Annotated in this window: 15 protein-coding genes; 9 read left to right on the forward strand and 6 right to left on the reverse strand. The window is 33.5% G+C overall.

Annotated features, from left to right (window positions below):
- The first annotated feature begins 9 nt into the window (after positions 1–9).
- From B8963_RS09650 to B8963_RS09665, 4 genes are all read left to right on the forward strand, one after another.
- The gene (locus tag B8963_RS09650; protein ID WP_084061320.1) at positions 10–3138 is read left to right on the forward strand and encodes a DUF11 domain-containing protein; all 3129 of its coding nucleotides are present in this window, start codon (positions 10–12) and stop codon (positions 3136–3138) included.
- A gap of 106 nt (positions 3139–3244) precedes the next feature.
- The gene (locus B8963_RS09655; protein ID WP_084061321.1) at positions 3245–4147 is read left to right on the forward strand and encodes an ABC transporter ATP-binding protein; all 903 of its coding nucleotides are present in this window, start codon (positions 3245–3247) and stop codon (positions 4145–4147) included.
- A gap of 27 nt (positions 4148–4174) precedes the next feature.
- Positions 4175–5011: an ABC transporter permease gene (locus B8963_RS09660; RefSeq protein ID WP_084061322.1), complete on the forward strand. Its 837-nt coding sequence runs from the start codon at positions 4175–4177 to the stop codon at positions 5009–5011.
- A 25-nt stretch (positions 5012–5036) separates the two neighbouring features.
- The gene (locus B8963_RS09665) at positions 5037–7754 is read left to right on the forward strand and encodes a T9SS type B sorting domain-containing protein (protein WP_084061323.1); all 2718 of its coding nucleotides are present in this window, start codon (positions 5037–5039) and stop codon (positions 7752–7754) included.
- Between the two features lie 6 nt (positions 7755–7760).
- Here B8963_RS09665 and B8963_RS09670 read toward each other — a convergent pair whose 3' ends face one another.
- Complete coding sequence (locus B8963_RS09670; protein WP_143312504.1) at positions 7761–8414, reverse strand: hypothetical protein; 654 nt, start codon at positions 8412–8414, stop codon at positions 7761–7763.
- A 130-nt stretch (positions 8415–8544) separates the two neighbouring features.
- Here B8963_RS09670 and uvrB point away from each other — a divergent pair, with 130 nt between their 5' ends.
- The gene (gene uvrB / locus B8963_RS09675) at positions 8545–10533 is read left to right on the forward strand and encodes an excinuclease ABC subunit UvrB (RefSeq protein ID WP_084061325.1); all 1989 of its coding nucleotides are present in this window, start codon (positions 8545–8547) and stop codon (positions 10531–10533) included.
- 58 nt (positions 10534–10591) lie between these two features.
- A complete protein-coding gene (locus B8963_RS09680; RefSeq protein ID WP_084061326.1) occupies positions 10592–12115 on the forward strand; it encodes a M20/M25/M40 family metallo-hydrolase in 1524 nt (507 codons plus the stop codon).
- A gap of 91 nt (positions 12116–12206) precedes the next feature.
- Here B8963_RS09680 and B8963_RS09685 read toward each other — a convergent pair whose 3' ends face one another.
- Positions 12207–12644 (reverse strand): Hsp20/alpha crystallin family protein, encoded by a 438-nt coding sequence (locus B8963_RS09685; protein ID WP_084061327.1) that lies wholly within the window; start codon positions 12642–12644, stop codon positions 12207–12209.
- A gap of 247 nt (positions 12645–12891) precedes the next feature.
- On the opposite strand from B8963_RS09685, the gene B8963_RS09690 reads away from it, so the two are divergent.
- Complete coding sequence (locus B8963_RS09690; protein ID WP_084061328.1) at positions 12892–13263, forward strand: DUF1456 family protein; 372 nt, start codon at positions 12892–12894, stop codon at positions 13261–13263.
- 39 nt (positions 13264–13302) lie between these two features.
- On the opposite strand, the gene B8963_RS09695 is transcribed toward B8963_RS09690, so the two are convergent.
- Positions 13303–13638 (reverse strand): hypothetical protein, encoded by a 336-nt coding sequence (locus B8963_RS09695; protein ID WP_084061329.1) that lies wholly within the window; start codon positions 13636–13638, stop codon positions 13303–13305.
- Between the two features lie 412 nt (positions 13639–14050).
- Complete coding sequence (sucC, locus tag B8963_RS09700; RefSeq protein ID WP_084061330.1) at positions 14051–15241, reverse strand: ADP-forming succinate--CoA ligase subunit beta; 1191 nt, start codon at positions 15239–15241, stop codon at positions 14051–14053.
- A gap of 332 nt (positions 15242–15573) precedes the next feature.
- On the opposite strand from sucC, the gene lysA reads away from it, so the two are divergent.
- Together lysA and B8963_RS09710 are read left to right on the forward strand one after the other, a co-directional pair.
- Positions 15574–16815: a diaminopimelate decarboxylase gene (gene lysA / locus B8963_RS09705; RefSeq protein WP_084061331.1), complete on the forward strand. Its 1242-nt coding sequence runs from the start codon at positions 15574–15576 to the stop codon at positions 16813–16815.
- 159 nt (positions 16816–16974) lie between these two features.
- Entirely contained in the window at positions 16975–17490 is a 516-nt protein-coding gene (locus B8963_RS09710; RefSeq protein WP_084061332.1) for a thioredoxin family protein, read from the forward strand.
- Between the two features lie 2 nt (positions 17491–17492).
- On the opposite strand, the gene B8963_RS09715 is transcribed toward B8963_RS09710, so the two are convergent.
- Positions 17493–18308 carry a sulfurtransferase gene (locus tag B8963_RS09715; protein ID WP_084061333.1) on the reverse strand — a complete coding sequence of 272 codons (816 nt, stop codon included), beginning with the start codon at positions 18306–18308 and terminating at the stop codon, positions 17493–17495.
- A 44-nt stretch (positions 18309–18352) separates the two neighbouring features.
- Complete coding sequence (guaB, locus tag B8963_RS09720) at positions 18353–19825, reverse strand: IMP dehydrogenase (protein WP_084061334.1); 1473 nt, start codon at positions 19823–19825, stop codon at positions 18353–18355.
- Positions 19826–19852: the final 27 nt, after the last annotated feature.

The raw sequence follows: 19852 nt of genomic DNA on the forward strand, positions 1-19852 counted from the left end.
AGTGAAAAAATGAAGCATTCTTATTCAGTAGCTATTGTTCTACTATTGTTTGTTAATCTAGGGTATACTCAATTGAGTGACTTACATTATTTACCACCTTTAAAACAAGGAAGTAATAATTCATCAGTAAAGGAACAGACCATTTATTTGTCTACTCCAGAAACCACGGCGTTTATAGTAAATGCTTATATTGGCACTTCCACAACCCCAGCAGCAACTTTTTCTATTTCAAATTTAAATCCAGGTATCTATAATTTAGCTAATGGTGACAATGATGTCACTATGGTTAGAGATAATAATACAGGAGTAGTCCTTGCTAATAGTGGACTACGATTTGAATCGCCCGGAGGACAAAAATTCTATGTTAATTATCGTGGTTCTTCTAGCGCACAAGCAACTTCATTAACATCTAAGGGCAGACAAGCTTTAGGAACTAAATTTAAATGGGGTGGCGCACCAAATTATGCTACAACAAGTGATATATCTACCTCATTGGGGATAATGGCCACTGAAGACAATACTGTTGTAGACATTTCAGGATATGATCCAAATTGCGAGTTTAGACTTCAAAATAATAGAGGTGGAATAACGAGTAATACGATACAAATTACACTAAACAAAAATGAATCTTTTGTCTTAGAAGCGTATACTACTCAAACAACTGCAAATATAGATGGATGGTTAGGTGCATCGATTGATGCTACTAAAAATATTGCTATTAGTAATGGTGGATTAAACTACGGTGTTGTAGCATCCTCTAGTGGTAGTCGTGATGCGGGAATTGATCAACCTGTACCAGAAAATAAACTTGGAAAAGAATACGTTTTTATACGTGGTAATGGTCGTGATGACACTGAATTTCCCATTATTATTGGTACTCAAAACAATACAGACATTTTTGTAAATGGTGCTACAACTCCTATTGCTACAATAAATACTGGAGATTACTTTATTGTGCCTGGCACTAATTATTCTAGTGGTTCACCAGGTGCTAATATGCTAGTAACAACATCAAAAGATGCTTACGCCTACCAGAATTTGGCGGGTAGTTCTGGAGTACAAACTATAGGTTTAAATTTTGTGGCACCAGTAAACTGTTTATTGCCTGATAATATGGATAATATTCCCAATATTACCGATGCAGCAGGAACAACATTAACTGGAGGAATTACCATAATTGCCTCTACATCTACACCTAATAGTAATATTACTGTAAAAGATGGGTCAGGAAATGTTACATTACCCACTCCTTTAAATGTTGCGGGAACTACAGATTGGAAAACTTTTTATTTACCTAACTTAACTGGTAATGTTAGTGTTCAATCAACGGGACCCATTGCGGTCGGTTTCTTTGGAGTGAATGCCAATAGAGGAATTGCAGGTTATTTTTCTGGGTTTGATACGGTACCTGTGGTTGGCTTACAACTTTCTGGTGGCGGTTGCCTACCTGGCGCAGATATTGAAGTTATTTCAGGTACATACGATTCGTATCAGTGGTATGGTGATGGTGCTTTAATTCCTGGAGCAATTTTTGCAAAATATACACCCACAACAGCTGGAGATTATTATGTTAAAGTAAGAAAAGGAACCTGTACCTACGACTCACAACCGATTGCTGCATATTATTGTAATCCGGATATTGTTATTAAAAAAACAGCTAATAAAACTGCTGTTCTCGAAGGTGAATCCGTTACATTTAGAATTACTGTGGAGAGTTTTGGCATTAACCCCGTAACTAATTTAAACGTTACAGATGTTATGCCTTCTGGTTTTACTTTAGTTTCAGCAAACCCAACTGTTGGAAGTTGGACTAATCCTGTTTGGAATGTAGGAACTCTTAATTCAGGTGCACTAGAATCTATAACTATTATAGCTACAGCCAATCAATTACCAAGTAACTCAGAGTTTCAGTCGTTCACAAATACAGCAACTCACACCCAAAATCAAACCGATAATAACTTGACTACAGATAGTCCTAGTGCAACAGTACGAGTGAATAATGACACCGATTTAGATGGTGTTATTGATAGTGATGATCTTGATGATGATAATGATGGTATATTAGATACTGTGGAATGTGGGGCAGCCTCGGGTGCTAATGTTGTATTCAATGGTGATTTTTCATCTTGGTATTTTAATGGATGGACACCAGATGGCAGTAACTGGCAAGAACCCGGTTCAGGACTATATGCTTTTTATGAAAGTTATAATACAGGAACCAGAGCATTATACCAAAATTTAAATGTGGTATCAGGAACTACGTATATATTATCGTTTCAAGTAGGTACCATATCTAGTTTTGTAAATTCTTCTACGCTGAGAGTTTATTTAAATGGAGTTCTGCTATATTCTAAAATTTCAGACCAAATGAGTATAGAAAATGGCGGGGATACTGCAGACATAGGTGGTGGAAATTTATCTAATACTACTGTTGTCTCTATACCATTTACCGCCACATCAAATACAACACAGTTACGTTTTGAAGGAATATCAGCAGCACAGCCACACGATCAATTTTTTTTAGACAATGTTAGTTTAACACCGAGTAATGCTTGTGCAGACACTGATGGTGATGGTATTTTTGATCGTGTAGATTTAGATAGTGACGGAGATGGATGCTCTGATGCTAATGAAGCTTACAATAATTCCAATGCTGATGGTGGCGATGACGGAAGATATGGAGTAGGAAATCCAGCAGTAAATTCCAATGGTACGGTTGTAGCTGCAACATACGCTGTTCCAGCCGATAATAATTCTAATGGTACATACGAATTTAAAGAAGCCAGTGCTGCACCTAGTATTAGTTCACAACCAATTAGTACCTTAGTATTTGATACTAGCAATGCTTCATTTAGTACAAATGCATCAAATGCTAGTTCATACCAATGGCAAGTTAGTACAAATGGTGGTGCTAGTTTTAGTAATCTAACTAACGGATCAGAATATTCAGGTGCGCAAACAAATAATTTAACGGTATTAAATGCCAACCTGACTAAAAATAATTATCAATATAGAGTAGTAATTGCAAACAATAGTTATGTCTGCGGTACTACCACTTCTGCGGTTGGCATACTATCTGTACGAGTTAAAAATGTAATTACCAATAGAAGAATTACCTATCGGGTTCAAAAAACATAAACTTTAAATTCATTTTTAAGTCTATTTCATTTTTCTTTTTTTAGGTAAGTTGTAACAATTAGCAATCTAATTCGTCAAACATACACAACCTAAAACTAGCGCTATTTTGAATACGATACTTACAGTAACCAATTTAACCAAGAAATTTGGTGCACTAACAGCAGTCAGTGATTTATCTTTTATCATAGAAAAAGGAAATGTTTACGGCATTTTAGGACCCAATGGCAGTGGTAAATCTACCACTTTGGGCATTGTATTGAATGTTGTAAATAAAACCTCTGGGGAATTTAGTTGGTTTGACGGTCAAACCTCAACACATGAGGCATTAAAAAAAGTAGGGGCTATAATAGAAAGACCCAACTTTTACCCGTACATGACGGCAATTCAGAATTTAAAGTTAGTTTGTAAAATTAAAGAGGTTCCTGAAACTAAAATAGAAGAAAAGTTAGAATTAGTTGGACTTTTAGATCGTAAAAACAGTAAATTTCAAACGTATTCATTAGGGATGAAACAGCGTTTAGCTATTGCCTCTGCCCTACTTAACGATCCTGAAATACTTATTCTTGATGAACCAACAAATGGCTTAGATCCGCAAGGAATTCATCAAATTAGAGAAATTATTAAAAAAATTGCTTCACAAGGCACAACAATCCTTTTAGCGTCTCATTTATTAGACGAAGTAGAAAAAGTTTGTAGTCATGTAGTTATACTACGCAAAGGCAAAAAATTATATTCTGGCAGTGTAGATACTATGCTAGCAAGCCATGGCTTTTTTGAGCTTAGAACTAAAAAAGAAAAAGAGCTATTAGATTATTTAGAAGGCAACTCCAGTTTTGGATCTGTAAAAAATATTGACGGCTTAATTACTGCATATCTTAACGAGGATTTACAAGCAGAGGAACTTAATAAAATACTCTTCGAAAAAGGAATTATACTGTCTCATTTATCCAAACGACGAGAAAGTTTAGAAGAGCAATTTTTAGCACTTACTAATAACTCCAGCAATTAAGTATCCCAACCAACTAAAACATTTAAAATGATACGTTTACTACAAATAGAATTTATAAAACTTTGGAATAATAGAGCTAGTAAATTTCTAATATTCGCATATTTTGGCCTCATACTTTGTATGGCATTAATAGCTATGATAAAGATAGATAGGCCACCGATAGTTTTCAATATTGCCGATCAAGGAATATTTAATTTTCCCTATATCTGGCACATGAATACTTGGATTGCCTCTTGGCTTAAACTGTTCTTTGCTATTGTAATTGTGTCGATGATGGCTAATGAATATAGCAACAAAACTATTAAACAAAATTTAATCGACGGACTCTCAAAAAAAGAGTTTCTTATGAGTAAATTTTTAATGGTAATTAGCTTTTCAATCCTATCCACAATTTTTGTGTTTTTAGTTTCTTTAGTCCTAGGATTACTATATTCAGATTTTACTGAAATAGCGATTATTTTCTCAGATTTGGAGTATTTTCTGGGCTATTTTGTTAAGTTACTTGGTTTTTTCACCATGTGTTTATTTTTGGGCTTATTAGTAAAAAGATCCGCTTTTGCATTAGGCTTTTTAATACTTTGGTGGGGTATTTTTGAAAACTTAATAGTGCGAATTTCTGCTTGGAAACTTTTTGGCAAAGAAGGCTCAGAATCAGTAATGCGCTTTATGCCACTAGAGGCCATGTCTAACCTTATTGTCGAACCAGTAACCAAGTTTAAGGCCGTGCAATCTTTAAGTACACAATTAGGCACAGATTTGTCTAGAGATTATGCTGTGCATTGGTATGATTTACTCATTGTTTTAGGCTGGACAGCTATTTTCATATATTTATCGTACGCGTTATTAAAGAAAAGAGATTTGTAGTATATTGTAGCGTCTGAGAAACGCTATGCAAAAAAACTACTTTTTAATTTTATTACTATGCTTGTGCTCCTATAGTACTATTTATAGTCAAGGAGAAACATCTAATTGGTATTTTGGCCAAGGTGCTGGTGTGCGTTTTACGAATAATGGCAGTATTACCCCATTAACAAATGGCAAACTAAATACCGTTGAAGGTTGTACTTCTATTTCTGATGCAGACGGTAATTTATTAGCTTATACAGACGGTATAACAGTATATAATAAAAACCATCAAATTGTTCAAAACGGAAATGGATTGTATGGAGATCCATCCAGTACGCAATCTGCAATCATGGTACCAAAACCAGAAGATCCTAACATCTACTACATATTTACGGTTGATACCTCAGTTAATGACAATGATCCTGATTACGGTCTTAATTATTCTGTTTTAGACATTTCAATGAATGGCGGAAACGGTGCTATTGTTCAAAAAAATGTGAATTTATTACAAGATAGTTCTGAAAAAATTACCGGTGTTATAAAAGATTGTTTTGACAAATCTATTTGGGTAATAACATTGGCAGCAGAAAATGGTTCTCCTGACTTTTTCAACACCTATCATTGTTTTGAGGTTAACACATCTGGTGTAAATACAAACGCAGTGCGCAATACTTTTGCAAATTTGAACATTGGCGATCCAAGAGGGTATTTAAAATTATCATCTGATGGCAAGAAAATGGTTAGTGCGAATGTCTCCGATGGCGTATACATTTATGATTTTGAACCAGAAACGGGAACATTATCAAATCAGCTACAATTAACGGTACCTGGATATGAAAATCAAGCATATGGTGTCGAATTTTCTACAGAAGGTCGTTTCTTATATTTAAACACATTTACCAATGAAAATGTGAGTCAATCTTTATTATTACAATACGATCTAAATGCACCAGATATTTCGGGTTCTGTTGTTATTATAGATCAAAGAGCAGCGTATAGAGGTGCTTTACAAATGGCGGAGAATGGTAAAATTTATAGAGCAAACCCTAATAGTTATACCGAAGGAATTCCTTTTTTAAGTGTTATTAATAAACCTAGTGAAAAAGGTTTAGCCGTAAATTATGTACATAATGCAGTCTCTTTAGCTGGCAACAATGTCATGCAAGGCTTACCTCCATTTATACAATCATTTTTCAATAAAACAGATCTTATTAGGAATCCTGATGGTACCTCAAGTGCAACTTTGGAAATTTGTGAAGGAGATTCCTTTATTCTAGAAGCAGACAACATTCCTGGCGCTATTTACGAATGGGAAAAAGACGGCAACCCAATCGCTAATCCAAATAATTACTTTTTAGACATATCTAATGCCAGCCTAAATGAAGCTGGAAAATATAGTTTGAAAATAACCTCAGCGGACCCTAAAGTGTGCCCAATACTAGGAGAATCAGCAATTATAGTAAATCCCGCTCCTCCAAATGGCACCTTAACTATTGTACAATGCGATATAGATAATGATAATTCTACCGATGGCATCACAACAATTAATCTCGAGCAAGCTTACATTTACGAAACAAATTCGCGAGATTTTACTTTTACGTTCTATGAAAACGCTGCAAATTTAGCCAGTAATACGCCAATTACAAATACAATTGGCTATATAAACACAACACCATTAAACCAAACAATATATTACAAGGCTACAAGTACAAAATGGTGTGATTCTGAAGGGATAGTGGAAATCAGTATACTACCAACAACAGTTAGTATAAATCCACAAAGTCCGTTTTATGCTTGTGACAATAATGCAAATGATTCGCAAGAATTAGGCACTTTTGATTTAGAAATGATCAAACTCCTTAACTATCCAAATTTAGAGGCAACATTCTATACCTCTTTGGCAGATGCTTCTTTAGAGCAAAATGCAGTTTCTGGCATATTAACAACAGCATCGACAAACTTGTATGTACGATTAGAAAATTCGAATGAATGTCAAGGTGTAGATGAAATAGCGTTAATCGTAAATTCTACTCCGATTTTATCTTTTCCTGAGCTTCATTATTTATGTACAGATGGCAATGATCTGGTTTTAAACGCTCCGGATGGTTATGATGTATACAAATGGATAAAAGTAGAAAATGGCATAGAAACTATAATCTCAAACTCCACATTTATAGCTATTAATGAAATTGGAAATTATCAACTAGAATTAGGTTATGAATATATTACCAATGGCGGAACAATGGTATGTGAAAACAGCACTAATTTTGAGGTTAAACCATCTAATATTGCCAATATAGAAACGATAGAAATTAAAGATCTATCTGATGAAAATACCATAGAAATTTTCACTTCAGGTGATGGTGACTATGAATTTTCTATAGATGGAATCAACTTTCAAGAAAGTCCTAAATTTGAAAATCTTTTACCTGGGTTTGTCACCGTTTATGTTCAAGATAAAAATGGCTGCGGCGTTAAAGATGAAAAAATTGCCATTATAGGCTATCCAAAATTTTTCACTCCAAATGGCGATGGCGCCCATGATAATTGGCAAATAATTGGTGTTGACGATATGTTTCAACCAAATAGCTTAATTACCATCTATGATCGTTACGGTACGCTTGTAGCCAATATTTCTCCAAAAAATAGTGGCTGGAATGGTAATTTTAATGGCCAGCCTTTACCGGCTTCGGACTACTGGTTCAAAGTAAATTTAGAAGATGGTAGAATTTTTAAAGGTCATTTTGCTCTAAAGCGATAATAACGTTTAAAATGAATTATAAAACTCAAAGATTTTAATAAGATCCTCTTTTGATTTATTTCCCAATTTTTCTTTTTTCATATAGGCTTCAATTTTTTCAGCATCTTCTTTAAATAAACTTAGAAAATCATTCTTTTTTCTGGGTAATTCTACGGCATTATGATCAGCCTGTGAAACAAAAAATTTGTCTGTTACACGCTTTAATGTAGGAGGTGTATCTTCTTTCAAAGTAGATCTGGTTTTAACTCCTTCAAAAAATTTCACATCCTCTAATACTAAAAGTTTATGCCTTCCTTTAGTTAAAACCACAAAAAACTCAGTAGTAAATTCACCATCAACAAAATAATCAAATACTTGATACGTCTTATCAGTTGTAGTGAAGTTTATGGTCACGTTATAAGACATCGGCGCCAAATAAATCCCATCTTCCTGCTGTGCCTCCATTTGATTAGTATAGGCGTCATATCTCATAAAATACAACACTTTACCATCATTAATTTTGGCAGGCAAAAATTCCTCATTAATATATGGCGTTCCTACTAACGCTCCGCCTCCCAAATCAAAACTCTTAAAAACTGTACCTCTAATTAAATCTTGATCTAAAACGTCTTGAGCATAAGCACTTATACTTATTAGTAGAAAAAATAGCATTTTAAACATGGTAAATAATTTTAATTCATACATCTCTAAATCCCTCTATTATAGCTTAATACACAGAAACGACAAAAGTAAATATACTTTTTTTTTAACGCTTAATTCTAATACCAATCAACTTTCGTAATTTTATAGTATGAAATTTAAGGTCGTATCTGAATTCAAACCTACTGGAGATCAGCCCCAAGCTATAAAACAATTAGTACAAGGAATTGAAGTAGATGAAAAATACCAAACATTACTTGGTGTAACTGGTTCAGGAAAAACCTTTACCGTGGCTAATGTTATAGAAAATGTGCAAAAGCCAACGCTTGTTTTAGCACACAACAAAACGCTTGCAGCCCAATTATATTCAGAGTTCAAGCAGTTTTTTCCTGAAAATGCTGTAGAATACTTTGTTTCTTATTATGATTATTATCAGCCAGAAGCATATATACCTACATCTGGTTTATATATTGAGAAAGATTTATCTATAAATGAAGATATTGAAAAACTTCGTTTAAGCACTACATCTTCATTACTATCTGGAAGAAGAGATGTTATTGTTGTTGCGTCCGTTTCTTGCTTATATGGTATTGGAAATCCTATAGAATTTCAAAAAAATGTTATTTCTATAAAAAAGGATCAGGTTATTTCTAGAACCAAATTTCTACATCAATTAGTACAAAGTTTGTATTCTAGAACAACCGCGGATTTCAGAAATGGTAATTTTCGTGTTAAAGGAGATGTTGTAGATGTTTTTCCTAGTTATGCCGACCATGCGTTTAGAATTCACTTTTTTGGTGATGAAATTGAGGAAATTGAAGCTTTTGATCCTTTAAAAAATAGCAAGTTAGAAAATTACGAAAACCTTAATATTTACCCTGCAAATATGTTTGTTACCTCACCAGACATTTTGCAAAATGCCATTCATCAAATTCAAGATGATATGGTAAAGCAAGTAGATTACTTTAAAGAAATAGGAAAACCTCTAGAAGCTAAACGACTTGAAGAACGCACAAGTTTTGACTTAGAAATGATTCGTGAATTAGGGTATTGCTCTGGTATTGAAAACTACTCGCGTTATTTAGATGGAAGAGAACCCGGAACAAGACCCTTTTGCCTTTTAGATTATTTTCCGGATGATTATTTAATGGTTATTGATGAGAGCCATGTAACCATTTCTCAAGTACATGCCATGTATGGAGGCGACCGTTCTAGAAAAGAAAATCTTGTAGAATATGGTTTTAGATTACCTGCGGCTATGGACAATAGACCCTTAAAGTTTGAAGAATTTGAAGCTTTACAAAATCAGGTTATTTTTGTAAGTGCAACACCTGCAGATTATGAATTACAACTGTGTCAGGGTGTATATGTAGAGCAAATAATTAGGCCAACAGGATTACTAGATCCAATAATTGAAATAAGACCTAGCCTTAACCAAATAGATGATTTAGTTGAAGAAATTCAACAACGAACAGAAAAAGACGAACGTACTTTAGTAACTACATTAACGAAAAGGATGGCTGAAGAATTAGCCAAATATTTAGATAGGATTAATGTACGTTGTAGATACATTCATAGTGATGTGGATACCTTAGAAAGAGTTGAAATCATGCAAGATTTGCGTAAAGGTATTTTTGATGTACTTATTGGTGTTAACCTGCTACGTGAAGGCTTAGATTTGCCCGAAGTATCATTAGTAGCTATTTTAGATGCTGACAAAGAAGGCTTTTTACGCAGTAATCGATCACTCACACAAACAGTAGGACGCGCAGCGCGTAATTTAAATGGTAAGGCTATTATGTATGCCGATAAAATTACCAATAGTATGCAAAAGACTATTGATGAAACCAACTATAGAAGAGAAAAGCAAATTGCTTATAACACCAAACACAATTTAGTACCTAAAGCGCTAAATAAAAGTTTGGACAGTGCCTTATCTAAAAATTCAGTTTCTACCTATCATTTTGAGAAGGAAGTATTACGTGCAGCAGAACCAGATGTAGATTATTTAACGAAAGAACAAATAGACCAATTAATTCGTGATAAACGAAAAGATATGGAAAAAGCAGCTAAAGAACTAGATTTTCAGCAAGCAGCTAAATTACGAGATCAAATAAAGGCCCTTCAAGAAAAGGTTTAAAAACTCTTCTTATTTTATCAACTATTTAGTTATCTTTTCTTGATTAAAACCTGAGACCATGAATTCAATTCGCTCTTTATATGGGTTGTTATTTATTTTGATAAGTTTTTCTGCACAGGCACAAAGTTTATCAAAAGAAAAAATCTATGCCTTGTCAAAGGAAAAATTTCCAAAAGCAATAGAAAGCTACAACGCCTTTCTAGAATTACCGAATGATGGCCATTATCCAGATCAGATTGAGGATAATTTAATTTATTGTCAAAAAATATTTTCAGATTTAAAATTTGAACTAAAGCGAATAGAAACAACGGGAGCTCCACTCCTATTTGCACAAAAAATTGTTCGTAAAAGTGCTAAAACGGTGTTGTTCTATATGCAAATAGACGGGCAAGCCGTGGATACTTTGGCTTGGGATCAGCCAAATCCGTTTAAGCCTGTTTTAAAAGAAAAGCAAAATAATTCATGGCAAATTATAGACATGAATTTACTCCAAGAACAATTTAATCCGGATTGGAGAATTTTTGCTCGTTCTTCTTCGGACTCAAAAGGACCTGCAATGTCGCTAATAGCAGCATTACAAATTCTTCAAGAACAGCGTATAAAACAGGCTTATAACATAAAAATAATAATGGATTTTCAAGAAGAAATGGGTTCTCCAACGCTTCCTAAAGCCGTATTAGACAATAAGGATTTACTTTCTGCCGACATGTTATTTATTATGGATGGTACAAGACATGTTTCTAACCTTCCTACACTTACTTATGGTGCCCGAGGAATTGCAACCGCCACTATAAAGTTCTTTGGTCCAATAGAGCCCTTACACAGCGGTCAATATGGCAATTATGCACCTAATCCAGTGTTTCAAGCCACTAAACTTTTAGGTGGCTTAAAAAACGACCAAGGCAAAGTTACTTTACCAGGGTTTTATGATGGAATCAACCTAAGTAATGAAGAAAAAGAAATCTTACAGCGAACACTAGAAAATAAAGATAGTATTATGGCAAGATTAGGCATTTCTATACCTGATGCCATTGGTGAATCTTATGAAGAATCTTTACAATATCCGTCGTTAAACATTAGAGGATTAAGTTCTGGATGGGTTGGGAAAGAAGTAAGAACAATTATTCCCTCGGAGGTTACAGCCGAAATAGACATGCGTTTGGTGCCAGAATCTGATGGGAAAAAATTAATGGAATCTCTAAAAACTTATATCGAGGAAAATGGGTATCATTTGGTTGACTCTATACCTACCGCCGAAGAAAGAATTAAGTATCCTAAACTTGCCTCTTTTACCTTTAGATTGGGATCCTTACCATTTAGAACAGAAATGAATTCAGAAATTGGCAATTTACTAAATAAGGCTATGAAAAAAGTTTTTGGTGATGCTGTAGTAAACATGAGAACCACCGGAGGCTCACAACCAATGTCGCCATTTATAACCACATTAAACATTCCCGCTGTTTCTGTTAGAATACCTAATCCCGATAACAATATTCATAGTCCTAATGAAAATTTACGTATTGGAAACTTTCTAGAAGGTATTATTACGTGTTTAGCTATTTTAAATGAACCCGTAAAGTAAAAAAACGTCTCGATACAAGTACCGAGACGTTCCTAACCAACTAACCAACCAATCATTATGAAAATCTATGATATTCATAAAACTTTAATACTTACCCTAATTCAATTAATCTTTTAGGCTTAGGTAAAGCTTCTTCCTTTTTTGGAAGATTAAAACTTAATATTCCATTTTCATACGATGCTTTAATTGCATCTACATTAATAGTTTCTGGTAAGGTAAAACTTCTTTTAAATGATGAAAATGAAAATTCTTTTCTTGTATACTTTACTTTATTTTCTTCCTTCTCATCAACAACTTCATTGGATTGCTCAGAAGTGACTGTCAAAAGATCATTTTCAACTTCAATTTTAAAGTCTTCTTTTTTTCTTCCAGGTGCAATTAAATCTAGAACAAAGGAAGTTTCATCTTCTTTAATGTTTACTGAAGGAATTTTGCTATTCAACACTTCTGCTCCTCCAAACCAATCTGGTTTGAATATTTCATTCATTAATGCTGGAAACGAAACCTGATTTCTATTTACTATACTCATAATATCAATTTTTTAATTAAACTTTATTCATTGTTTATATGTTAATTGACAAATTATATACCAGAGATAAAAACATGTCAATATGTCGTTTTTAATGTGATTAACAATGTCATTTTGTCTTATAATGGTGCTTTTTCTCCATTTTATTTAAATATTTAAGGAATAAGACACCATAAATATGATGTAGAACACTGAAAATTAATGTCCCTATTATTTAAAATAGTACCTTGCGGCAAAATTTTAATGAATGACGAATAATGATATCCTTAAGAAATTACGTGTAGCGTTAATGCTTAGAGATGACGAAATAGTAGATATATTAAAATTGGTAGATTTTAAAATGTCTAAAGCAGAATTAGGTGCCTTCTTTAGAAAAGAAGATCACCCGAATTACATGGAATGTGGTGACCAGGTGTTACGTAATTTTTTAAACGGATTGGTAATACATTTCAGAGGAACAAAAGAGAGTCCTAAAAATCCTAAAGTAACTTTAGCAAATCTTAAAAAAGGACCAAGCTTTAAAAAAAGCTATGATCCGGACTTTAAAGCTAAGCAAGAAAAAAAAGTGGATAAAAATATTATACACGGAAAGTACAAAAACAAAAAAAGTCCTAAGTAATCTTAGGACTTTTACTAATAATCAACATAATAATACTACCTATTCAGACACTCTTACCGGCAAAGAATAAGTTCTACCTTCACGATAGTCCTCAAGAGTAACTTTTTGATAGTTTAATCTTCCTTTTACAAACTGCTCTAATTTTCCACTATCTGTTTTCACAGATAATACCACAATTTCTTTTTCTTCATTAATAGTGAAAAGCACTGTTGCAACTTCTTCACCTTGGACAACTATAGAATTATCCCTTAACAATTCAGCAATTTGTGTTGACAATTTTTTTCTTGGGTTATCTTCTGATTTTACATCATTAGCAAAAATAGACCCAGCAAAAAGTAGCATCGCAGCTACTAAAAATAAACTTGATTTTCTCATGATAATTTGTTTTAAGATTGATAAAATGATTAATTGATGATATATAAAAGACGACTAGTGGAATATAATGTTACACTTAATTTTTACTTTAACACATTCTTAACTCCACCAAGGTCTTTTATTTTCATGTCAAAATTATACCTAAAAAATTGTAAAAAGGAACAAGTTCTAAAGCCTTAACCAAGATTTAAAGCACGTAACTCAAAGTTTAAACTAAATTGCAATTACAGTCATTTTGTATAATTGTAAACTGATTAAACTTTTTGTAAAATACTTAGATTTTAAAGCGGAATTCGCTTTTAATGATGAAGAAAATGAAATAACAAATACATTTTATTAGCAAAAAAAAAAAACGGACAATGTTAAATTAACATTGTCCGTTTTAAGATATTATTTTTGAGTTTTTAATTTCTTAACTCAATACTGCTTTTACTTTATCAGCTGCTTCTTGGAATTGAACCGCCGATTGAACGTCTAACCCAGAATTATCAATTAATTCTTTTGCAATATCTGCATTAGTTCCTTGTAAACGAACAATAATAGGAACGTTTATGTTACCCATATTTTTATAAGCATCAATAACACCTTGTGCTACTCTATCACAACGTACAATACCACCAAAAATATTTATTAAAATAGCTTTTACCGCAGGATCCTTTAAAATGATTTTAAAAGCAGCCTCAACTCTTTTAGCGTCAGCAGTACCACCAACGTCTAAGAAGTTAGCTGGCTCACCACCTGCTTGCTTAATTAAATCCATGGTTGCCATTGCCAATCCAGCACCATTAACCATACAGCCAACGTTACCATCTAAATCTACATAATTAAGACCTAAAGCACCAGCTTCAACTTCAATAGGGTTCTCCTCACGAAGATCACGCATTTCAGCATATTGCTTTCTTCTAAACAATGCATTATCATCAATAGATACCTTTGCATCTACTGCCATGATTTTATCATCAGAAGTTTTTAATACTGGATTAATTTCAAACATACTAGAATCACTTTCTACATATGCCTTATATAAAGAAGAAACAAATTTTGTCATTTCTTTAAATGCATTTCCAGATAAACCTAAATTAAAGGCAATCTTTCTTGCTTGAAAAGGTAATAATCCAACTGCTGGGTCTATTTCTTCAGTAAAAATTAAATGTGGTGTATGCTCTGCAACTTCTTCAATATCCATTCCACCTTCTGTAGAATACATAATCATATTTCTTCCAGTACCACGGTTTAATAAAACCGACATGTAAAACTCATTAGTTTCACTTGCCCCAGGATAATACACATCCTCTGCAATTAACACCTGATGCACTTTTTTACCTTCAGCTGAAGTTTGTGGAGTTATCAGATTCATTCCAATAATTTGTCCTGCAATTTCTTCAACTTCTTTTAAATTTTTAGCCAATTTAACTCCGCCACCTTTTCCGCGACCACCAGCGTGTACTTGAGCTTTGATAACGTGCCAACCTGTTCCCGTTTCTGCCGTTAATTGTTTTGCTGCATCAACTGCTTCTTTTGCATTGTGAGCTACTATTCCACGTTGGATACGCACCCCAAAACTTGCTAAAATTTCTTTTCCTTGATATTCGTGAAGATTCATAAGTAAATCGTGTCTTAATTTTACGTGCACAAAAATAACAAACCAATACTAATTACCCTAATGAAATTATAATACTCTGGTTTAAATTTTTAATCATTCTAATATACCTCCTAAAGAAATGAACTTTATAACGCATTTATTATCACAATACCACACGAATTTCCCAATAAAACCAAGCCCAATTGTTTATAACTAAACAACCCCTACCATAGAAAGTTTCATTTATTAAATTTTGTTTTATATATAACAATTTGTTGTATTTTGAATTTTTGGTTAAATATTTTGTTCAAAAGCTAGAAGTAGTCTAGATTTGCTCTTTAAATAAATTTGCAATGACTAATAAAGATTTATTGAACATAGCTAAAACATACGGAGATCCAGTTTATGTTTATGATTCAGAAAAGATTATATCTCAGTTTAACCGACTAACCAACGCGTTTAGTGGAGTTAAAAAATTGAAACTAAACTATGCAGCTAAAGCACTTTCGAATATCACTATTTTAAAGTTAATGAATAGTCTTGGTAGCGGACTTGATACTGTTTCTATTCAAGAAGTGCAATTAGGACTTTTAGCTGGTTTCAAACCAGAAAATATCATATTTACACCTAATGGAGTTTCATTAGAAGAAATAGAAGAAGCTTCTAAATTAGGGGTGAGCATCAATATTGATAATTTGTCCATTTTAGAACAATTTGGAAGCAAATATCCAAAAGTACCCGTTTGTATTAGAATAAATCCACATGTTATGGCTGGAGGCAATTCTAACATATCTGTTGGTCATATCGATTCAAAATTTGGAATAAGCATTCACCAAATTCCTCATTTACTGCGTATTGTTGAACTTACCAAAATGAATATTAATGGTATTCACATGCATACTGGTAGTGATATATTAGATATTGATGTGTTCTTATATGCCTCTGAAATATTATTTGAAACTGCCAAAAATTTCAAAAATTTAGAATTTATTGATTTTGGTAGTGGTTTTAAGGTACCTTATAAAGAAGCTGATATCGAAACTAACATTGAAGAGTTAGGTAAAAAGCTTACAGAAAAATTTAATGCTTTCTGTAAAGAATATGGTAAGGAACTTACCTTGGCTTTTGAGCCAGGAAAATTTTTAGTGAGTGAAGCTGGACATTTTTTAGCAAAAGTAAATGTAGTAAAGCAAACCACTTCTACTGTATTTGCTAGTGTAGACTCTGGTTTCAATCACTTAATTCGTCCAATGCTTTATGGCTCTTACCATAGAATAATAAACATATCAAATCCAGAAGGAAGAGAGCGCTATTATTCTGTTGTAGGATATATTTGTGAAACAGACACTTTTGCAAGTAATCGTCGTATAAACGAAATATCGGAAGGTGATATTCTTTGCTTTAAAAACGCAGGAGCCTATTGTTTTACTATGGCTAGCAATTATAACAGCAGATTTAAACCTGCAGAAGTATTGTGGCACAATGGCGAAGCTATTTTGATACGCGAACGAGAGACTTTTGATGATATTTTAAGAAATCAAGTTGATGTTAAAAATCTTTTCACAACTAAAAAAGAAAAAGTTGCCGTAAAATAATAGAACCCAATAGATTCAACAAAAAAAATCCTTTTACCAAGGATTTTTTTGTTTTACAGCTATTCGTTTTTAATATGGCTTTAACAGTGGTCAGAAAATAAAATCAATATTAAAACGTTAGTTTTATTTAAGTTAGTTGACTAAGTAAAAAAGATTACAATGAAAACCTTACTGTATATTTTCTGTTTTGTATTAAGCTTAAACTCCATAACCATTAGTGCCCAAGAAGTAAAATGGTTATCATGGGAAGAAGCTGTGAAATTAGCGGAAACAGATAAAAATCCTAAAAAAATATTTATTGATGTTTATACCGACTGGTGTGGATGGTGCAAAAAAATGGATAAAGACACTTTTCAAGATGCCACTGTAGCTGCTTACATGCAAAAGAATTTTTATATGGTTAAATTAGATGGGGAAGGTAAAGATCCTATCGAATTTAAAGGTAAAACGTTTAAGTTTGTTGCATCTGGTAGAAATGGTTATCATGAATTTGCTGCTGCTTTAATGCAAGGCAAACTTAGTTACCCAACGACTATTTTTTTAGATGAAAAAATGAATATGCTTTCACCCGTTCCTGGATACCAAAAGCCAGAACCTTTTTTAAATATCGCTAAATATTTTGGCGACAACATTTATAAAGAAAAAGATTGGAAGACCTATTCTGAAGGAAAATAATATTAGTTTACTTTTTGAGCCCATTCTGTCCATGAACCATCATAGACAGAATTTTTTTTATCCAGTACTAAAGTGCTTGCCAATAATACTATACAGGCAGTTATTCCCGAACCACAACTAAATATCAAAGGTCGTTTGTCGCTTTTAAGGTCTTTGAAAATTTTCTCTAGCTTTTCCTTAGATTTAAATTTTCCATTATTTAAAACAGTTTCATATGGGATATTTACAGAATTTGGAATATGACCGCTACGTAAGTCTTTTCTTGGTTCAGGTTCTGTACCCTCAAATCTCCCTTTAGATCGGGCATCAATTAATAGCGCTTCTTGAGTCAGTGTATTTGTATATACTTTATTAAAACCCTCCACCATATCGTCTTGAAAACTAGCCGTAAAATCACCCTTTTTAATTTCGAGCTTTTCATATTTTTCCGAAATTGGGTAGTTATTCTTCATCCAATCTTGCAAACCACCATCCAATACTGCAATTTTTTCATGCCCCATGGCCTTAAACATCCACCATACTCTAGGGCTCCAATAAACCCCTAAATTATCATAGACCACTATTTTGCTAGAATTATTTATCCCCAGTTTTCTGCATGATTCTTGGAATTGTCCAAAGGAAGGCATTGTATTAGGCAAAGAGCTAGTACTATCTGAAAAATCGTTTTTCAAATCAAATGCACGAGCACCCATAATTCTAGTATTGTTATGTTCAGATACATGTCCGGTTACTGTTGACGCTACACTTGCATCAAGAATAATTAAATCTGCGTCATTTAAATACGCCGCCAACCATGCTGAAGATACAATTGATTCCATAATATATATAATAAAAAAGAGGCGCTAAAGGCCTCTTTGATTATTTATCTACTGTAATTTGGTGATTCTTTTGTTATGGTAACATCATGCGGATGACTTTCATTTATACCGCTTGCTGTAATTTTTACAAACTTGCCAGTGTCTTGTAATGTAGCAATATCTTTCGCACCACAATAGCCCATTCCCGCTCTTAATCCACCTACAAACTGATGTATACTTTCAAACAAATCTCCTTTGTAAGGTACACGACCTACAATACCTTCCGGTACTAATTTTTTAATATCATCTTCAACATCTTGAAAATAGCGATCTTTAGATCCTTGTTTCATAGCCTCAACAGAACCCATCCCTCGGTACGATTTAAATTTTCTTCCTTCATAAATAATGGTTTCCCCTGGCGATTCTTTTGTACCAGCCAATAAAGAGCCTAACATTACGGTATCTGCACCAGCTGCAATAGCTTTTGGAATATCACCAGTATAACGGATTCCTCCATCTGCAATCACAGGCACTCCACTACCCTTTATTGCGGCTGCCACTTCTAAAACTGCAGAAAATTGTGGAAAACCAACACCTGCAACCACACGTGTAGTACAAATAGATCCTGGGCCTATTCCAACTTTAACTGCATCTGCACCTGCTTCAACTAAATATTTAGCTGCTTCACCTGTTGCAATATTTCCAACAATTACTTCCAAATTTGGAAATTTTGCTTTTACCTTCTTCAACACATCCACTACTCCACGAGTATGGCCATGTGCAGTATCAATAACTACGGCATCTACACCGGCATTCACCAAAGCTTCTGCTCTATCCACAGCATCTGGTGTCACACCTAAAGCAGCTGCAACTCTTAAACGACCATACTGATCCTTATTAGCTATAGGTTTTTGAGTAAGTTTTGTAATATCTCTAAAAGTAATTAAACCTACTAATTTGTAATCTTTATTTACAACCGGTAATTTTTCAATTTTATTTTCTTGTAAAATATCTTCGGCTTGTTCCAAAGAAGTTCCTTCTGCAACAGTTACTAAATTTTTAGAAGTCATTACTTCTGAAATTGGTCGGTCGTTATTTTTTTCAAAACGTAAATCACGATTTGTAACAATACCTATGAGCTTACCTGAAGCATCTACTATTGGAATACCTCCAATACCAAATTCTTTCATGTTTGCTTTTGCATCGCGAACTAGTGCAGTTGTTGGTAAAGTAACAGGATCGATAATCATACCGCTTTCAGCTCTTTTTACCTTACGAACTTTCATTGCCTGTTGCTCTATAGACATGTTTTTGTGTAGCACTCCAATACCACCTTCCTGCGCCATAGCTATTGCCATTTTTGACTCAGTAACTGTATCCATAGCTGCGGAAACTATTGGAACATTGATAGTAATGTTTCTTGTGAATTTTGTTTGAATATTTACTTCTCTTGGAAGTACTTCAGAAAAAGCTGGGACTAAGAGTACGTCATCATAAGTAAGACCTTCTCCAACTATTTTATCAAGATGTGCTTGCATGGCAATTAAAGATTAATTGCGTGCAAA

Source organism: Cellulophaga tyrosinoxydans, assembly GCF_900176415.1.
In the GTDB taxonomy this organism is placed as follows: Bacteria; Bacteroidota; Bacteroidia; order Flavobacteriales; family Flavobacteriaceae; genus Cellulophaga; species Cellulophaga tyrosinoxydans.

Excerpts from the sequence above, each read along its gene's own strand:
- uvrB (WP_084061325.1), top strand. The coding sequence starts at position 8,545 with ATGAAATTTAAGGTCGTATCTGAATTCAAACCTACTGGAGATCAGCCC.
- B8963_RS09670 (WP_143312504.1), bottom strand. The coding sequence starts at position 8,414 with ATGTTTAAAATGCTATTTTTTCTACTAATAAGTATAAGTGCTTATGCT.
- B8963_RS09680 (WP_084061326.1), top strand. The coding sequence starts at position 10,592 with ATGAATTCAATTCGCTCTTTATATGGGTTGTTATTTATTTTGATAAGT.
- B8963_RS09665 (WP_084061323.1), top strand. The coding sequence starts at position 5,037 with ATGCAAAAAAACTACTTTTTAATTTTATTACTATGCTTGTGCTCCTAT.
- B8963_RS09710 (WP_084061332.1), top strand. The coding sequence starts at position 16,975 with ATGAAAACCTTACTGTATATTTTCTGTTTTGTATTAAGCTTAAACTCC.
- B8963_RS09695 (WP_084061329.1), bottom strand. The coding sequence starts at position 13,638 with ATGAGAAAATCAAGTTTATTTTTAGTAGCTGCGATGCTACTTTTTGCT.
- guaB (WP_084061334.1), bottom strand. The coding sequence starts at position 19,825 with ATGCAAGCACATCTTGATAAAATAGTTGGAGAAGGTCTTACTTATGAT.
- B8963_RS09690 (WP_084061328.1), top strand. The coding sequence starts at position 12,892 with ATGACGAATAATGATATCCTTAAGAAATTACGTGTAGCGTTAATGCTT.
- B8963_RS09715 (WP_084061333.1), bottom strand. The coding sequence starts at position 18,308 with ATGGAATCAATTGTATCTTCAGCATGGTTGGCGGCGTATTTAAATGAC.
- sucC (WP_084061330.1), bottom strand. The coding sequence starts at position 15,241 with ATGAATCTTCACGAATATCAAGGAAAAGAAATTTTAGCAAGTTTTGGG.
- B8963_RS09685 (WP_084061327.1), bottom strand. The coding sequence starts at position 12,644 with ATGAGTATAGTAAATAGAAATCAGGTTTCGTTTCCAGCATTAATGAAT.
- B8963_RS09660 (WP_084061322.1), top strand. The coding sequence starts at position 4,175 with ATGATACGTTTACTACAAATAGAATTTATAAAACTTTGGAATAATAGA.
- lysA (WP_084061331.1), top strand. The coding sequence starts at position 15,574 with ATGACTAATAAAGATTTATTGAACATAGCTAAAACATACGGAGATCCA.
- B8963_RS09650 (WP_084061320.1), top strand. The coding sequence starts at position 10 with ATGAAGCATTCTTATTCAGTAGCTATTGTTCTACTATTGTTTGTTAAT.